This is a genomic window from Aquimarina sp. KJ22-3 (assembly GCF_055808215.1).
Genome location: NZ_CM147859.1, coordinates 4,591,868 through 4,609,178, shown reverse-complemented (window position 1 = coordinate 4,609,178; position 17,311 = coordinate 4,591,868). Strand labels below are relative to the sequence as shown.

Genomic DNA, 17,311 nt, shown 5'->3' with positions numbered 1-17,311 from the left:
TAATAAATCAAGATTTCCACTGGAGCAAGTGTATATTTTACTCATTAAGTTGTCTGTACCATAATTCTACTTTTTTTAAAAAAACTTGTAAGGTTTACTTTTTTTACCTACTTTTATACTGTAATTAAAAAAATTACAGTAATGATTAAAACCAAATTTTCCATAGCAGTACATATCATGACCCTATTAGCCATGTATAAGGAAGATTGGATGAACTCTACATTGATTGCTGAAAGTTTGAATATTAATCCAGTGTTAGTGCGAAAAGAAATAGCATCTCTAAAAGCAGGTGGATTGGTAGAAAGTAAAGAAGGAAAGAACGGAGGAGTTAAATTGTTGATCGATGCCAATAAGATACGACTATCTGATATTTTCAAAATCGCTAAAGGTACCGATACGGTATTATCCCCTTTAAAAAATAAACCGAACCCAAACTGTAGAGTAGGAAAACAGATTAATTCGAAAATGGATACGATCTTGGAAGATATCGATACGGCAATTAGTAAAGAACTAGAGAAGCAAACTTTGGAAGAGTTTATGAATCAATTCTAAAAAAATTTACTTTAAACTGTAATAAAAAAAGTTACAATATAATGAAAACAAGAAACAACACCATCATTATTGACGGGATAGCACTGTTTTACCGAGAAGCAGGTAATCCAAATAACGAAACCATTCTGTTATTGCATGGTTTTCCTTCTTCTTCACATATGTATAGAGAAGTTATAGATTTACTAACAGAAGATTATCATCTGATTGCTCCTGACTATCCAGGGTTTGGGTTAAGTGAAGCTCCATCCATAAAGAATTATGAGTATACTTTTGATAATATCACTAGTACGATGGAGCGGTTTATTGAAGCACTTGAGCTATCTTCTTTTTATCTAATGATGCAAGATTATGGTGGGCCTATAGGCTTACGGATCGCTTCAAAAAGACCTGATCGGATCAAAGGATTGATCATTCAAAACGCAAATGCCTATCTGGAAGGTTTGGGAGAATGGGCCCAGAAGATTGGGAAATTTCAGCAGGAAAATGACCTAGTGGGACTTACCAACTTCAAAGATTATTTGATGTCACCAGAAGGTATAAAAGAACAATACCTTCACGAACATATCGAAGAGGATAAGATAGATCCAACGTCTTATCTTACAGATATTGCCTTTATGCAACGTAGCGGGATTCATGAAAAACAAACGGCATTGTTTACCAATTATGGAACCAACTTTCCAAAATATGCAGATTGGCAATCGTATTTCAAGACACATCAACCCAAAACACTGATCGTTTGGGGAATCTATGACAAATTTTTTAGTAAAGAAGGTGCAGAAGCATATACCAAAGATCTGGAAAATGCTCAGATCCATCTTTTCGAAGGAGGGCATTTTATGCTGGAAGAATACCCGCAAGAAGTAGCAAAGCTTATCAAGAATTTTATCAAATAATATATAAACTTAAAATTATTTTACAATGAAAATTACAATCGTTGGAGCCGGAGGGAACATCGGCCAAAGAATCACCAGAGAAGCAGCAAATAGAGCACACGAGTTGAATTTGATCACATCAAAACAAGTATCGGATTTTCAACTAGAGAATACCAAAAACGTACAAACAAGTCGAGTAGATATTTTTAATACAGACGATTTGGCACAAGCCTTTAGTGGTAGTGATGTTGTGATTAGTTCCTACGCACCTCCGCATGATAATAATGATCAACTTATCGAGGCCTCAAAATCTCTGGTTCAAGCTGCAAAGAAAGCAGGAACACGATTGATTGTCGTAGGAGGAGCGGGAAGCTTGAATGTGGCGGATGATCTATTGCTGATCGATGCTCCCAATTTTCCATCAGAATATAAATCAATAGCGCAGGCACATCTTACTACTTTGCAAGAAGTTTATCGACCAGAAACTGAGCTGAATTGGACCAATGTATCTCCATCTGCATATATTTTTGAAGGAGAGCGTACGGGAAACTTTAGAATAGCCGAAGATACTTTGATTAGTAATGAAAAAGGGGAAAGCGCCATTTCGATGGAGGATTTTGCCGTGGCAATATTGGATGAGGTGAATGCGTCTAAATTTCTAAAGAAAAGATTCACAGTCGGATATTAAGAACATATTAATGTAAAATAAACGCTTACGACTAATCTGGTCAAGCGTTGATGTCTTTCAAATAAACATAATCTAGATGGTATGAATCAACCAATTATTTCAAAACTAAGGATATATCCTATCAAGTCTTTGGGGTTTTTAGAAGTAGAAGAAGCCGAAATCGGTATGCATTCGTTAAAAAATGATAGAATTTTTGCCATGGTTGACGAAGATGGGCGATATGTTAACGGCAAAAGAACCAGCCTTGTGAATCAGCTAAAAACTACCTACGACCTTGAAGAAGGAATGGTGTATTTTACCGAAAAAACAGCTAAAGATCCTATTGGATTCGAGCTAAGAGAAGAGAATACCGATTTGAACAACTATCTAAGCGATTTCTTTGATATCAAGCTTCGATTGATACAAGACGAGCAAGGGAGGTTGATGGACATTCCTTTTGAGAGTAGCGTAACAGTAGTAAGCGAAGCTTCGTTACAGTATTTGCAAGAGGATTTGGATCGATACTCTCTGGAAAATATGCGTCTTAGATTTCGTTCTAATATCGAACTCTCAGGAGTCGAAGCATTTTGGGAAGAACAGCTGTATGTACAACCAGGAGTTGGGGTTAGATTTCAGATGGGAGACGTAGAAATGATTGGGATCAGTCCAAGAGCGAGATGTAATGTACCTCCTCAATCTCCTGTCGATGGAGAAATGGATTTCCGATTTGCCAAAAACATGATGGAGAGCCGAAATAAACATGTGGACTCTCTTGGTAATGTACTTCAATATGGTAAAAGTCCTTACTTTTTAACGATCAACGTGTTTGTTCCAAAAACAGAGCAAGGAAAAAAATAAACCTTAACGATCCGATTAAAAACCTGGAATCGGTGCAATTGAGAGCTTGATTTCGTTTTTTACTTATAGTGCTATCGAACCCATAGCATCATAACAAGAACCCGACAGAGATGTCGGGTTTTTTATAGTTGTAAAAAGGAATAGTAAAAGAGCCCTAAAGAGAAAGAATTGTGGTCGTAAATCTTTATGGATTTGTCGGTTTTGTAGTAGTAGAATAGCGGGTGTTGATCTAATTTTATAGATAAGTATAACATACTACAACCAACAGCAGAAAGAGATTACACATGAAACATCTTTATAACAGTATTATTCTGGTTTTTGCCATAGTTTTCATACACAGTTGTGCGAGTTATGCCCCAAAAACCAATGATCTAACGCTAATTTTAGCAAAGACAAATGAAGCGATTACTCAACTAGAAGAGAAGATATCAACTTCAACAGACCAGGAATTGATCAACGCCTATAATCAATTAAATGAAAAACATCGGGAATTATTTCCATTATTAGAAAAATGCAATGAAAAATATGCGCTTACTACAGAATACCTATCCACACTACGAGAAACACAAAAGATTTTGGCGAATATGGATCAAAATTTTGATCAGATAACTGACAAAATATTTATGCTGAATGCTATTTTTCAGGATTATGAAGCCAAACTGCAAACCATTAAGAATACTGCCCAGAATGACGCAACTACCAAAATTAAGGTAGTGATCAACTCAGGACAAGAAGAAGGTTTTTTTGTATTTGGAAAGTTATCTTTTGAAAAAGAACAGGAAATTAAGCGTTTTCGGTTTAATCAACCCACTCAGAATGCATCCCAGGATTTTGTTCCCGGATATTATTTGTTTTGGTTAGAGAAAGAGAACCGTGTTAGTGAACCAGAATTACATTTAATCATGAGTAATAATGGTGAAGAAGAAAAAACATTAGTCTTAGCAATCCCAAAAAATAAGTTGATGTTAGTTTCAAAATTAAAAGAGGTTTGGAAAGAAATTACTTTACTTAGTACCTGGATAGTTTCGATAACAGGAGCTTTTATCATACCATTACCCTCTTGGTATGCGGCCGACGAGAATACTTCGTTTTTTGTGAAGTTTGGAGTGTTCATTGCTACAGTTCTTGCAGGATTTTTGATTTTATATTCCTTAAGAAATAAGGTGATAAGAACCTGGATGCGCCTTTCTATAGAGTTTATAGTTCTTTTTGTTGGTGTATATGCAACCTATCATTATGCTAGAGAGACCAAAACACTGCCATATCTGGAGAAAGATATTGTTATAGGGAATGAGTTTGTAAATAATAATCCTTTTGATGCATTTGAAGTAGCTCATGGATTTTTACCCGCCAGAAACGAACGAATGATGATTGTTTTGGGGGATCCCGAAAAAGCCTGGACCAAAGAAAGTATCACATCCAATAGGTTACAACTTGTTATTCTTTTATTTCTGTGTTATCTGTTTTCTGCAGGTTTTATCATTTCCTTCTGCAATCTGATCATCTTGTACAAGGAAAAATACCAAACAGAAGAATGAAATTATTAGCGGTTGACTTCCTATGAAAAGTGATAACATTCTGTTGAATTTTTAATAAATAAATCGAGTCTTTGTTATAAGGTGTTTAAAATGATACAACTTCTCTCGGATTTAACATTTATTACAGATTGGATTAAAAAAATGATAAGTAGTTTTATGGGAATTTAAAAAAACCTAAAGCCACTAATTCCTGTAACCGTCATTTTTGGATGAATTTTTGTCTATTTGAAAAACTGATACCTGCAAAAAAAACTAGTATTTACCTAGTTCTTGGATTCCTTTTTGGTTTGTGGTCTACATCATCTTTTGCAAAACTTCAAAAAATAGATAGTCTTTTGCATCAATTAAATGTGCATGAAAAAGAAGATATCCCAAAAGTAGATTTATTAAATACAATTGGCTACGAGTATTGGATTATGGATGCTAATGAGTCCATCAATTTTGGTACAAAAGCATTACAATTATCTCAGCAACTCAAGTATAGAAACGGCGAAGCCCGAGCGAATCGGGTTGTAGGTGTTGCCTTTTGGGCGCAAGGAGATCTCAACATGGCGCTACAATATTTGAATGCATCTCACAAGATATATCAGGAAATTGAGGATAAGACAGGTCTTGCCAATACAAGACTCAATATAGGGATGGTATACGCAGATCTCAAAGAGTATAAAAAAGCTAAGTATTATTACAAGCAAGCGATTAATGAGTTTACGGCGTTGGGATTAAAAAGCAGAATTGCAACTACGTTTACAAAAATCGGAACGATGCTCATAGAGCAAGGACAAGATACAGAGGCCTTACGATATCTTACCGATGCGCTGCAAATGCATACCGATTCTAATTTTACCTATGGTATTGCAGAAGCACATAGTAAATTAGGGATGTTGTATCTTCATAAAAATGAAATTGAACAGGCGTACTATCATGTAAAAAGATCAATGGAGTTGGGAAGCATAGTGAGTGATATTGATGGTTTGACCAATAACCTGATTCTTCATGGCAAAATTTTGAGGTTATCTGGTCGATTAGAAGAATCGGCGATAGAATTAAACAAAGGACTACAACTGGCCAAAGAAAATGGTTTAAAAAAGTATGAACTATTGGCTTACGAAGAACTAAAAGAACTTAAAAAACAACAAGGCAATCCCGAAGAAGTCTATGAATTTTATGAACAATATATCATTCTTAGGGATTCTCTCTTTAATTTGGAGAAATCGAAACAAATAGCCTATATGGAGTTCGAAAATGAACTGGAGAAAAGAGATAAAGCTCTGGAAAGTTTGAAGGCACAAGAAAAGAAAGATCGGTTGATTCAATATTTATTGTTAATGGGGACCATTATATTAGCAATAGGAGGGAGTTTTATTTTTGTAATCTATAAACAACGGGCTCAAAAAAGTAAACAACTTGTTGCAAAAAATCAGGAACTTCTGGAATCTGCTTTTGAATTGAGTCAGAAAAAACTGGAAAATGCAGAGTTAAAACAGCAAGAGCTCAAACAACAACTGGATTTCAAAAACAAAGAATTGAGTTCGTATACGCTTAACTTCATCAAAAAGAATGAAATTGTACAGCAAATTCAAAAGACTATACAGCAAATTCAAAAAACGTCTTCGGTAGAAAAAAACAAGTTAATTGCAGATCTTAATAAGATCGTTAGGAAGAATATGAGTATCGATAAGGATTGGGAAGATTTTAGCCGATTTTTTGAAGATGCACATCAAGGATTTTACACCCAGTTAAAATCAACCCACCCTGACTTAAGTACCAATGATTTAAAAATTTGTTCGCTGATACGATTAAACCTTAATGTAAAGGAAATGGCTAGTATTTTGGGGATCTCTCCAGACAGTGCACGAACTGCAAGATATCGACTTCGGAAGAAGATGAAACTGACTCCAGAACAAGAAATCCTATCGTATTTGATTCAATTAGAAAACGAAAAAGCAGTATAATCACAAACTTTTGAGGTATGTATTTTGATTTAAAAAACTGATTTGCAGTGTTTTATTTTTTTGATGTCTACATAATGTACCCCACTTTTTAACAACTTTTAGGAGTACGTATACATATTGTGCATACCACTAATCAGGTTCCAGGGGTTACTTTCTCTAGTTTTACGATGCATGAATTAACGATATACGATGATGAAACCTAAAACAGCATATGCCAAGAGTGGAGATATTAATATAGCCTATCAGGTTTTTGGTTCCGGATCGGTGGATCTGGTTTATATTCCTGGATGGGTATCCAATATCGATTTGATGTGGTCTTGTCCAGAATTGGTGAATTTTTTGAAGAACTCGGCAAGTTTGCAAGAGTAATCTTGTTTGACAAAAGAGGAACTGGGCTTTCGGATAGAGTGGTAGATTTTGCAACACTCGAAGAACGAATGGAGGATGTCACAGTGGTAATGGATGCTGTAGGATCAGAACAAGCGATACTTTTTGGTCATTCTGAAGGAGGTAGCGTCTCGGCATTGTTTAGTGCGACTTATCCAGAACGTGTGATTTCGTTGATCACTTTCGGGATTTTTGCAAAACGGAGATATGCTGAGGATTATCCCTGGGCGCCTACAGATCAAGAACGGCAGCAGGTTTATGATATGATCGAGAGCAATTGGGGAAGCGGAGAAATGAATCTGGAGTCTCTAGCGCCTTCAAAAACCGATGACCCCGTTTTTATGGAGTGGCTAGCAAATTATTTTCGTTCGGGGGCAAGTCCTAGAGCAGCCATGGTGTTGACAAAAATGAATACTCAGGTAGATATTGTAGATATTTTAAGTTCTATAAAAGTACCTACTTTGTTATTACAAAGAACCGATGATATTGATGTAAAAATTGAAGAAGGAGCGTTTATTTCAAAACACATTCCAGGGGCAAAGTTTGTGGAACTCGAAGGAAATGATCATTTGTTTTGGGTAGGAAACACAGATATTGTTTTGGCAGAGATGAAGAGCTTTATCCTGAATATCGAACCAGAACCAGTATATGAAAAAAAGTTGTATACCGTGATGATTGGTCATCTGGAGGTTTCTGAAGATAATAAGTTACATCAGCAACTCATCCGTAAATGTGTTAATCAACACCAGGGACAAATAGCTTCCTACACATCACAAACATTTACCGCTACTTTTGAAGGCCCGAGCAAAGCAGTGCATTGTAGTACCGATCTGGTACATCTAATGCAAGAACACAATGCAAAGCTATCGTTAGGTATTGATATCAAAGAATGCTATATCAGGCGTTGTATCTGTGAAGAAACCGAAGGTTTTGCCGCGACGATATTCAAAGATCCTATGCCTAGCCAGATCATAGTAACACAAACGGTAAAAAATCTGTTGATCGGTACCAATGTGAGTTTCACTCCATATAAGTCTGTCTTCAAAACCGAATCTGGTCAATCGCTATTACTATTTACAATTACCGAAAAACCAAAATCTAACACCTCACAATATAAGGTAGATCAGGATAAGATCCATGCAAACGATTCTTTTTTGGGTAAAGTACTTCAAAACATTGATCATCATATGAGCAATGAAAATTTTGGGGTAGAAATGCTTTGTCAAGAGATTGGGATTAGTGAACGACAGTTACAGCGAAAACTAAAATCCATTACCAATAAATCACCGAATAAACTCATTAGTTCTGTGCGTCTCAATCGGGCCAAGGAACTACTGCTTAAGCAACAACATAGTATTGCCGAAATTGCTTTTCAGGCTGGTTTTACAAACCCTTCCTATTTTTCAAAATGTTTTAAAAAAGAATTCGCGATCAAACCTTCGGACCTTATTCGACCGTGATCTATTTTCCTTCTTTTACTAGCGATTCAGAGGTATGGTGTATTTTAGAATTCAATAGCTTATAGAAGTCTTTTCGGTGTGCTTTAGTTGTTGGTAATCAGATTTATAGCGTGGTGTCGGGAGAGTTAAATTCTTTATTTGATGATGTCGGAAAAAAGATAGTTTTTGGCCGATTTGTACTAGTCTAGATAGGAGTTAATTACGAAATTTGATCTCATGCAAATCAATAAAGAAATCTAACACATACTATGAGCAATATGTAGTAGGTTGTCTTTTGAAAGTGTAAAGAAAAATGTAGATATATCTTGGATGATGTGGATAATCTTACATAACACATTCGAAAAAAGAGAGGTATTACCAAGGGATGATACCTACATGATTTAAATTGGTCACGGCTGTTATTGGGGGATAACAGCCGTTTTTTATTATTTCTGACTAAATATTGTATGGCTAGAACAGTTGTCCCCCCATTTGTCCCCCCTATTCATTGGGTGTAAAGAAGTATGTGGGTTTATTTTGTGCCAACCAAATTTTAACCCCTTAATACTATGGATAAACAATTACTATGGATAATTGCTCTTTTTTGTGGTGCAATTTTAACTACGCAAGCACAGACTTTAAATGAACTATCGGGTACCGCGTCAGGAGAAAGTATTACTTCCGGAAGTTATAATGCGATGTATGGAGATAGTACAGGAACGAAGGTAACTACGGGCTCTCAAAATACATTAGTTGGATTTGGAGCAGGAAAAAATAATACAGCTTCAGAAAATGTTTTTGTTGGATATTTATCTGGGTATACTAATACTACTGGGATAGACAATACATTTGTAGGTGGGTATTCAGGAACATTAAATACAACAGGTGCTGATAATACTTTTATGGGTACAGATTCTGGAGCAAAAAATACGACGGGATATGATAATACCTTTATTGGCGAAGAGTCCGGTGCATCCAATACTACTGGATATGAAAATACTTATATTGGGGAAGATGCAGGAGCAAATATTCAAACAGGTAATGATAATACCTTTATCGGTAATCAATCAGGAGGTCAGAATACAGGTCACACGGGATCTGGTAATGGTTCTGGGTATAGAAATACCGGAATAGGATCCAATTCTCTGGCAGATGTTAAAGAAGGTCATCATAATACTGCGGTTGGAGATTCTACAGGAACAGATATCGATAGTGGTATTTATAATACGATGATAGGTGCAGCAGCGGGTGCTTCTACTGAATATTCTAGCTACAATACTTTTGTAGGTGCTGAAGCTGGTTTTGATAACAATAGAACTAACGTTACCACTAGTTCAAATAATAATACGTATTTAGGGTATAAAACAGGGTATACCAATCGACAGGGTAGTGATAATGTCATGATAGGGGCGTATGCAGATTTTTCCAACACTGCTGCTTCAGGTTTTAATGGTAGTGGGCAATTGTATAATGCAAGAAATACAATAATAGGAGCCTACTCTGAGCTAGATGGTGGAGGTTCTAATGATGGAGGTAATGATGCTGCTGTTTTGGGATATAGTTTTTTTATAGACGCGCATCAAGTAGTAGGAATGGGATCCGAAGGAGATATTAGGGGAGTCGGAGCCATTGGATTAGGATATACAACCAATATGAGTGCAAATGCAGATTATTCTATTGGGATTGGATATCAAAATACTATAGATCAGTCTAATGCTGTTGGTATTGGAACTGCTGTAGACGTAGATAATACCGAAGCTATTGCCATTGGTGCTAATGCGATAGCACAAACCGATGGAGGAATTGCTATTGGATATCAAGCCAAAGTTGATGATTCAGGGACAGGATCCGGTGCTAACTATAATATTGCACTAGGTTATCAGGCGCAGGCTACAGATTCGTTGTCGGTAGCTTTGGGTAAAGGAGCAAGAGCGTCTGCAAAGTATTCGTATGCTATTGGAAACGAAGCAAACGCAGCTTCTGCAAATACCATGGTATTAGGAGGAGCAACCTATCCTCTAAGTGTAGGGATTGGTACCGATGCTCCAAGTAGTAAAGCTTCTTTAGAATTAGCGGATACCAATAAAGGGTTGTTATTAAATAGATTGACCAACTCGCAGAGGTCATCATTAAATCTAGACACGACCAATGCAGGTATGATCGTATATGATACCGAAGACAATGCGGTTTATATGTGGGATGGTAGTGATTGGACATCTTTGCTTTCGGATAATTTGGGAAATCATACCGCTACTACAGCTTTAGATTTGAACGGGAAAAATATTAATAATGTCGGAAATTTAAATATCGAAGATAACAAGATACTAACGTTTCAAGGAGGAGTGGCCAGTATAAATAGGTATCAAATAAAAGAGGTGTATACTACAGAAATAGAAAATGCCTATGGCCCTATTACTACTAGTGGGGGTAGCTTGCGATTTACAGCTCCTGATTTTTCATCTCTGGGTTTTACCTGGGGTCCCGAAGGAGAGGCTCCAACTGCAGCTTTAAGTTCTGGGGGAACTTCCAAATTGCAGGTTATTTAAATATTGGAGGAAATTATCAATTTCCAACTACAGATGGTACGGTATCACAAGTATTAACTACAGACGGGGCCGGTACATTAACCTGGACTTCACAAACCGATAATCAAGAGTTATCATTGTCAACCAATAGCTTGAGTATTTCCGGAGGAACTACTGCTATTGATCTTTCAGGGTATTTGGACAATACCGATGCACAAGCAATATCCTTGTCCACAAATACATTGAGTATTACAGGTAATGCTAGCACTGTAGATCTATCTGGGTATTTGGATAATACTGACACCCAAGATTTAGAGCTTTCAGGAAATACCTTGAGCTTAACAAATGATGCTACTTCAGTAGATTTATCCAATTATTTAGATAATACTGATAATCAGGAGTTGTCATTAAGTGGTACCACCTTAAGTATCTCAGGTGGAATTAATACAGTGGATCTTTCTGCGTTTCAGGATGGAACAGGCACAGATAGTCAAACCTTGGGATTGACGAATAATCTGCTAAGCATTAGTAATGGAAATACAATCGATCTTTCTGCTTACGTGAACACCGATACTCAAAACCTTACCGCTGCCACATTAACAAATACAGATCTTACGATCGATATCGAAAACGGAACTTCAGTATCCGTAGATCTAGCGCCACTATTATCAGATATGCAATCAGAAATGGCAGCATTACAGAATGAGAATGCCGTTCAGCAGGAGTTGATTGACGATTTAATTAATCGTCTCGAAACCATAGAACAACGCATTGATGCTGTAGACAACAATACTAATAAAGGGCAAACGGCAATACTATATCAAAACATTCCAAATCCTTTTAATAATACTTCATCAATTCGATATTACCTGCCGCAATCGGTTAATTCGGCCTCTATAGTATTTAGCAATAGTAATGGGCAAGTAGTTTCTACTGTTGAATTAAAAGATCGAGGAGAAGGTGAGTTGAATATCACAAGTCAGGGACTGGCATCGGGAACCTATTTTTATACATTATATGTTGATGGACAAAAGATTGATACTAAACGTATGGTTATAGAATAATTAGGCAAACGAAAGTTATAAAAAAAGCTTCATCTATAGTGAAGCTTTTTTCTTTTTACAGAATTCGTAAGGATACGTAATTGTGAAATGCACTTTTAAAAATGTGAGGCTTCCTAATATTTTGGGTTATCTTTGATATTGCATTATCCCAATACATCAATGAAGCGATTAAGATCCTTAAAAATATCATTAAGTAAAAAGATACTCTTGATATTTACGATGGGCATTCTTTCCATATTTCTTGTTAGCTGTACCTCAAAATTTGAGGAAACCCGAATAATACAAAATGCTACAATTGACATTTCGGATTGGGATTTTGATCAATATCCCGAGATTATTTTAAGAGGAGAGAGTCTTTTTTATTGGAAACAATGGCCAATAGACCAGGACAAAAACTATGATCCATCATTATTAACATTAGTGGATACGATTAGTTGGCCAACCGCGCTCTGGAAACAAAAAATTGATGAAGCAAAAGGATATGGGACATTTCGGATTTTTGTAAAAAGACCAAATACTCAAAATTCGTTACTACTTACATTGCCCAGATGCTTTGCTGCTGCTCAGGTATGGATTAATGGTAAAAAGATTGTAGAGCATGGGAAAATTTCTCAAAAAGCGGATCAGGAACACATCGATGGACGTCCGCTAAGGGTGGAATTACCCAATGAAAATAACTTGGATATTATGCTGTTGGTCTCTAACCATAAACATCGATCAGGAGGAGGTTTTGCACTGAGGAGCAAGATTCAGGAAGCTGAATATTTCATCAATAAAAATCAAACCAAACTACTTATTGAAGGAGTGATTACCTTTTTGATTCTAATTTTTGGGATATACCAGCTACTGTATTATGTAAGCTTCCCAAAATATTCTTACTTCTTGTATTTTGGATTGTTCTGCTTGTTTGGAGCCTCGAGGCAACTCTTTGTGGGAGAAGCTTTGATCTATTACTTCTTCCCTGATATTTCGTTCGAAATTGTGCAAAAGATGAGGTACATAGGGTACTACGGAGCTTTAGGAGCTGTGTTGATGTATCATTTTTCTCTGTTTCCTGGATATTTTTCTTCAAAGTGGGTCCGTTTAAGTATCTGGATTCCTGCATTTGGGATTTTATATGTAATTGTAGCACCTGTTTTTTATAGTACATACAGTGCTCCGTTTTTTCAGGTGTTTGGATTGATTGTCATTTTAATTGGTTTTTATCAAATGATCAGAGCTATAAAAGATAAAAGACCATATGCCAGAGGAATGTTTATAAGCCTGGCGATTACATCAGTGATATTGATAAATGATTTACTTAATGCTGTTTTGGTGATCCAAACCCAATATTTGATCAATTATGGATTGTTATTGTATGTAGGATTTCAGATTGTTTTGAATAATAGAATGCAAAAGGAAGCGCAAAGGCAGTTGATCAAATTATCAACGGATATGGCAACCATGTCTGATCGTATGGTAGAAAAAGAAGAAGAGATTTTGGAATTGCGCTCAGAGACGTTTCAGCAGTTAAAATCAAAAGAGAAACTAGTTGAAAACCTTAAAAAGGTAGCTTCCAAAGACGACTCCATTTCTATTCAAAACCTTATTGCGGAGTTAAAATCAGAACTAATAGAAGACTCGCAACTCAACTTGATCAAAAGTGATATCGAAACCTTGAATTATGAATTTGCCAGGCGAATGGCAAAAGTGCATCCTAATTTAACCAAAACGGATCTTGAAATTTGTACCTATTTACGAATGTCTCTGGGTAGAAAAGAAATTGCAAGACTGAGATTTACATCTTTGGATGCTGTAAAAAAATCGAGAAGTCGTTTGCGTAAGAAGATGAACCTTACCGAAGATGTAAATTTGGAAGAGTATATAAAGTCTATCTAAATTATCTTAATAAGTAAGATATACTTCACTAGACTTAAGGGAAAAGAAAAAAGGACACCTAATTTTTAATCAATCTAACTATAAATCAATGAAATACACTTGTTTATATTGTTTCTATATACGAGTATTCCTAATTTTATAAGAAACTTAAAACCCTTTAAAAATGGCTATTCGATTAGGAAATACGTGCGCAAATTGTGAAAATTTGTTAGACAAAAATGTATGTGCCATCCATAAAGTTATGGTAAGCAGAATTTATACTTGTGATAGTTTCAAGATGCAGGAAGCTTTAAAGGATAATAGAAATTGTGTGACATGTGTTCGTTATGAAGAAAGTGGTTGCGCAAATCCAGAAAAAGCAGCTCCAGGAATGCTTTGTTCGCACTGGGCTCCGCAAAACGCACAGGCGTAAAATTGAATTATCAAGGTAATTTGTAGTTGGTTTTGTTTGTATGTTCTTTTACAGAGAATTTACAAACAAAACTGATTACAAGAATTCTTGTATATTTATATTCTACTTGTAATTAGGATAGTTCAAGATACACCTTGAATCAAAAACTTAGATTTTCCACATTCATCAAATATTTTGGGTACAGCTTAAACCTTTTCTAGGTTTAGTAGTCTTACATCTACGGACAACCACAAAAACCCAAAATATGACTATAAACAGACTACTTGGTATTACTGGATTTTTAATGTTAATCTCCTGTTCTGGGGATGATAATGATGTAGATGTTCCGGATGACGGAACAGAATCTTCTGTGCTTCAACAAATCTTTGGAGACAATATCGATTTAAGCAATCTATATAATTATGCCAATCAAGACATTCCTGTTTATATTACAAAGGACAATACAGATACCAATGTGATTACAGATGCAAAGGCTACTTTGGGTAGAGTTTTATTCTATGATAAAAATTTATCTGTAGATAATACTATTGCTTGTGCTAGTTGTCATCAACAAGCTTTTGCTTTTGGCGACAATGCTAATGTTAGTACAGGAGTGAATGGAGTAACGGGCAGACATAGTATGCGTTTAATCAACTCTCGATTTGCAAGAGAAACCCGTTTCTTTTGGGATGAAAGAGCAAATACCCTGGAAGAGCAAACTACACAACCTATACAGGATCATGCCGAAATGGGATTTAGTGGGCAAGATGGGGCACCGGATTTGTCTGATTTATTAGTAAAGTTAGCCGATTTGGAGTATTATCAAGAACTGTTTGAGTTTGCCTACGGAAATACAACGATTACCGAAGAACGTCTGCAAGAAAGTTTAGCACAATTTATACGTAGCATCCAATCATTTGATGCCAAATATGATATTGGAAGAGCACAAGTGCAAAACGATAATCAACCCTTTCCTAATTTTACAGATCAAGAAAATCTAGGGAAGACCTTGTTTTTTACACCACCCAATCAAAACGGTGCAGGTTGTATTACTTGTCATGGAGCTCCTGAGTTCGATATTGATCCTATGAGTTTAAATAATGGGGTTATCGGGGTATTTGGAGATCCTACTGCCACCGATCTTATAGTTACCAGAGCTCCAACCTTGAGAGATATTTTTAACTATCAAGGAATCTTGAATGGAGCCTTAATGCATGATGCCAGTTCAGCAACTATGGTGAATGTTATAGAACATTACAATGAAATAGATGCTACAGGCAATACAAATTTAGATAATCGATTAAGAGGTGGACCAGGAGCCAATGGTCAAAACCTGAATCTAACCGAAACAGATATTCTGGCGTTAGAAGCTTTTATAAAAACCTTATCAGGAACCAATGTATATACGGACACAAAATGGAGTGATCCTTTTGTAAGTTGATGATACCTTTTACTTCTTGTTAACAACATAATAGTATAAAAAAAGCCGCCTAAATTTTTAGGCGGCTTTTTTTATACTAGTGACATTCAAAACGATAGTTTATTGATAATCAAGTGTTAATGTGGTGAGTTTTTTTTCATTTCGATGATGTTTTGAATAATCCACGTCTTTTTTTATCCAAAATTCGTCATCAATCTTTGATGAGGTGCATGTAGTTTTGTAAAGCTTATTTAGATTAAATAAAATTAAAGAAATGCTCCTCGACACACAAACAACAGTTACAACCAAGGGTGGTATCGATCAATTATTTGATTCGAAATCCAAGTATACCTACGAAGAATACATTCATAAAGCTACGCAACACATCAAATCCTTTTTGGATAGAGATCAATTTTATAGTGGTGATTTTCAAAGTGATTTTGATTCAAAATCTGGCCTAGTAGCTATAGACGAAAACACGAATTTATCTATAGACGAAGCGTTACAGGAGATTAAAACACTTTTTCTGGATCATACCATTGCTTTTCATCATCCCAATTATGTAGCTCATCTCAATTGCCCCGTATTATTGCCAGCATTGGTAGGAGATTTGATAGCCTCGTCGGTAAACACGGCAGTAGAAACCTGGGATCAGAGCACTTCAGCTACTTTTATTGAACAGGAAATGATTCGATGGATTTGTGATGCAATGAAACTTCCCAAGACCGCAGATGGAGTTTTCACCAGCGGCGGAACACAATCCAATTTTATGGGGCTACTGCTTGCCAGAGATGATTATGCGTTCAAACACTTTGGACTTAACCTCAAAGAAAATGGATGGTCAAGTGAGGTATCTAAATTTCGATTCTTTTGTTCAGAAAAAGCACATTTCAGTATTCAGAAGAACGCAGCATTGTTAGGGATGGGGTATCATTCTGTCATTCCAGTGGCAACAGATGATACCATGAAAATGAAGCCCGACGCTTTGGTGCAGGCGATAGAAAAGGAGAAACAATTAGGGAATCTTCCCATCGGGATAGTAGCAACCGCAGGGACAACAGATTTTGGGAGTTTTGATCCTATACAAACCATATCCAAAATTGCCAAGGAGTACGGTATCTGGTTTCATGTCGATGGAGCCTATGGTGGTAGTTATGTCCTAACCGAAACGCATCAACATCTTCTTAAAGGTATCGAACAAGCAGATTCTGTGACCATTGATTTCCATAAAACCATGTTTCAACCGGTTTGTTCCAGTGCTTTTTTGGTAAAGGATACCAAAAACTTCAAATATGTCTCTTATTATGCGGATTATCTTAATCCGCTGGAGCATAGAAATGAAGATTACCCAAATCTTATTGAAAAATCCATACAAACAACCCGCAGGTTTGATGCCTTAAAATTATGGTTCACGTTAAAAATGACGGGGGCAAAGACCATTGGTTCTTTCTTGGAGAAAGTACATTATCTAGCATTAGATCTGTACCATAGCCTTAAGGATGACCCATGTTTCGAATTGGTGCATAAACCAGAACTGAGCACCTTGGTATTTCGTCATGTTGCTAGCCAAGAAGATATTGATGCAGTAAACCTGTACATAAAAAATACGCTTTTTAAGTCGGGTCAAGCCTCTGTGGCAAGTACAAAATTTAATGGAAATACCTACCTGAAATTTACCTTACTCAATCCCAAAAGTACCATTGATGATTTGTTACATATCATCGAAATGATTAAAGAAACCGCGAAAACCTATAAAAATTACAATTAA

At 36.2% G+C, this 17,311-nt stretch carries 14 protein-coding genes; all 14 read left to right on the top strand.

Annotated features, from left to right (window positions below; genetic code table 11):
* The first annotated feature begins 141 nt into the window (after positions 1 to 141).
* The 14 genes from AC0L3Q_RS21130 to AC0L3Q_RS21065 all read left to right on the top strand — a co-directional run bounded on the left by AC0L3Q_RS21130 (position 142) and on the right by AC0L3Q_RS21065 (position 17,311).
* Positions 142 to 552, top strand: a complete 411-nt coding sequence (locus AC0L3Q_RS21130) for an Rrf2 family transcriptional regulator (protein WP_473282670.1) — start codon at positions 142 to 144, stop codon at positions 550 to 552.
* Between the two features lie 41 nt (positions 553 to 593).
* Positions 594 to 1,445: an alpha/beta fold hydrolase gene (locus AC0L3Q_RS21125; RefSeq protein ID WP_473282669.1), complete on the top strand. Its 852-nt coding sequence runs from the start codon at positions 594 to 596 to the stop codon at positions 1,443 to 1,445.
* 25 nt (positions 1,446 to 1,470) lie between these two features.
* Complete coding sequence (locus tag AC0L3Q_RS21120; protein ID WP_473282667.1) at positions 1,471 to 2,112, top strand: NAD(P)-dependent oxidoreductase; 642 nt, start codon at positions 1,471 to 1,473, stop codon at positions 2,110 to 2,112.
* An 81-nt stretch (positions 2,113 to 2,193) separates the two neighbouring features.
* Positions 2,194 to 2,949, top strand: coding sequence for an MOSC domain-containing protein (locus AC0L3Q_RS21115; RefSeq protein ID WP_473282665.1), 756 nt, complete (start codon positions 2,194 to 2,196; stop codon positions 2,947 to 2,949).
* 284 nt (positions 2,950 to 3,233) lie between these two features.
* On the top strand, positions 3,234 to 4,487 hold the full coding sequence (locus tag AC0L3Q_RS21110; RefSeq protein WP_473282663.1) for a hypothetical protein: 1,254 nt from the start codon (positions 3,234 to 3,236) through the stop codon (positions 4,485 to 4,487).
* A 209-nt stretch (positions 4,488 to 4,696) separates the two neighbouring features.
* Positions 4,697 to 6,439, top strand: coding sequence for a tetratricopeptide repeat protein (locus tag AC0L3Q_RS21105; RefSeq protein ID WP_473282661.1), 1,743 nt, complete (start codon positions 4,697 to 4,699; stop codon positions 6,437 to 6,439).
* Positions 6,440 to 6,628: 189 nt separating this feature from the next.
* Complete coding sequence (locus tag AC0L3Q_RS21100; RefSeq protein ID WP_473282659.1) at positions 6,629 to 6,808, top strand: hypothetical protein; 180 nt, start codon at positions 6,629 to 6,631, stop codon at positions 6,806 to 6,808.
* Positions 6,757 to 8,286, top strand: coding sequence for an alpha/beta fold hydrolase (locus tag AC0L3Q_RS21095; protein WP_473282657.1), 1,530 nt, complete (start codon positions 6,757 to 6,759; stop codon positions 8,284 to 8,286). Before AC0L3Q_RS21100 ends, AC0L3Q_RS21095 begins: the two co-directional genes overlap by 52 nt.
* Positions 8,287 to 8,834: 548 nt before the next feature.
* A complete protein-coding gene (locus tag AC0L3Q_RS21090; RefSeq protein ID WP_473282655.1) occupies positions 8,835 to 10,811 on the top strand; it encodes a beta strand repeat-containing protein in 1,977 nt (658 codons plus the stop codon).
* A gap of 116 nt (positions 10,812 to 10,927) precedes the next feature.
* A complete protein-coding gene (locus AC0L3Q_RS21085; protein WP_473282653.1) occupies positions 10,928 to 11,854 on the top strand; it encodes a T9SS type A sorting domain-containing protein in 927 nt (308 codons plus the stop codon).
* A gap of 207 nt (positions 11,855 to 12,061) precedes the next feature.
* A complete protein-coding gene (locus AC0L3Q_RS21080; RefSeq protein ID WP_473282651.1) occupies positions 12,062 to 13,732 on the top strand; it encodes a 7TM diverse intracellular signaling domain-containing protein in 1,671 nt (556 codons plus the stop codon).
* Between the two features lie 163 nt (positions 13,733 to 13,895).
* Positions 13,896 to 14,144: a hypothetical protein gene (locus AC0L3Q_RS21075; RefSeq protein WP_073319185.1), complete on the top strand. Its 249-nt coding sequence runs from the start codon at positions 13,896 to 13,898 to the stop codon at positions 14,142 to 14,144.
* Between the two features lie 244 nt (positions 14,145 to 14,388).
* On the top strand, positions 14,389 to 15,564 hold the full coding sequence (locus tag AC0L3Q_RS21070) for a cytochrome-c peroxidase (protein ID WP_473282649.1): 1,176 nt from the start codon (positions 14,389 to 14,391) through the stop codon (positions 15,562 to 15,564).
* 253 nt (positions 15,565 to 15,817) lie between these two features.
* Complete coding sequence (locus tag AC0L3Q_RS21065; protein ID WP_473282647.1) at positions 15,818 to 17,311, top strand: pyridoxal phosphate-dependent decarboxylase family protein; 1,494 nt, start codon at positions 15,818 to 15,820, stop codon at positions 17,309 to 17,311.

Excerpts from the sequence above, each read along its gene's own strand:
- AC0L3Q_RS21065 (WP_473282647.1), top strand. The coding sequence starts at position 15,818 with ATGCTCCTCGACACACAAACAACAGTTACAACCAAGGGTGGTATCGAT.
- AC0L3Q_RS21100 (WP_473282659.1), top strand. The coding sequence starts at position 6,629 with ATGATGAAACCTAAAACAGCATATGCCAAGAGTGGAGATATTAATATA.
- AC0L3Q_RS21130 (WP_473282670.1), top strand. The coding sequence starts at position 142 with ATGATTAAAACCAAATTTTCCATAGCAGTACATATCATGACCCTATTA.
- AC0L3Q_RS21090 (WP_473282655.1), top strand. The coding sequence starts at position 8,835 with ATGGATAAACAATTACTATGGATAATTGCTCTTTTTTGTGGTGCAATT.
- AC0L3Q_RS21075 (WP_073319185.1), top strand. The coding sequence starts at position 13,896 with ATGGCTATTCGATTAGGAAATACGTGCGCAAATTGTGAAAATTTGTTA.
- AC0L3Q_RS21110 (WP_473282663.1), top strand. The coding sequence starts at position 3,234 with ATGAAACATCTTTATAACAGTATTATTCTGGTTTTTGCCATAGTTTTC.
- AC0L3Q_RS21120 (WP_473282667.1), top strand. The coding sequence starts at position 1,471 with ATGAAAATTACAATCGTTGGAGCCGGAGGGAACATCGGCCAAAGAATC.
- AC0L3Q_RS21115 (WP_473282665.1), top strand. The coding sequence starts at position 2,194 with ATGAATCAACCAATTATTTCAAAACTAAGGATATATCCTATCAAGTCT.
- AC0L3Q_RS21105 (WP_473282661.1), top strand. The coding sequence starts at position 4,697 with ATGAATTTTTGTCTATTTGAAAAACTGATACCTGCAAAAAAAACTAGT.
- AC0L3Q_RS21070 (WP_473282649.1), top strand. The coding sequence starts at position 14,389 with ATGACTATAAACAGACTACTTGGTATTACTGGATTTTTAATGTTAATC.
- AC0L3Q_RS21125 (WP_473282669.1), top strand. The coding sequence starts at position 594 with ATGAAAACAAGAAACAACACCATCATTATTGACGGGATAGCACTGTTT.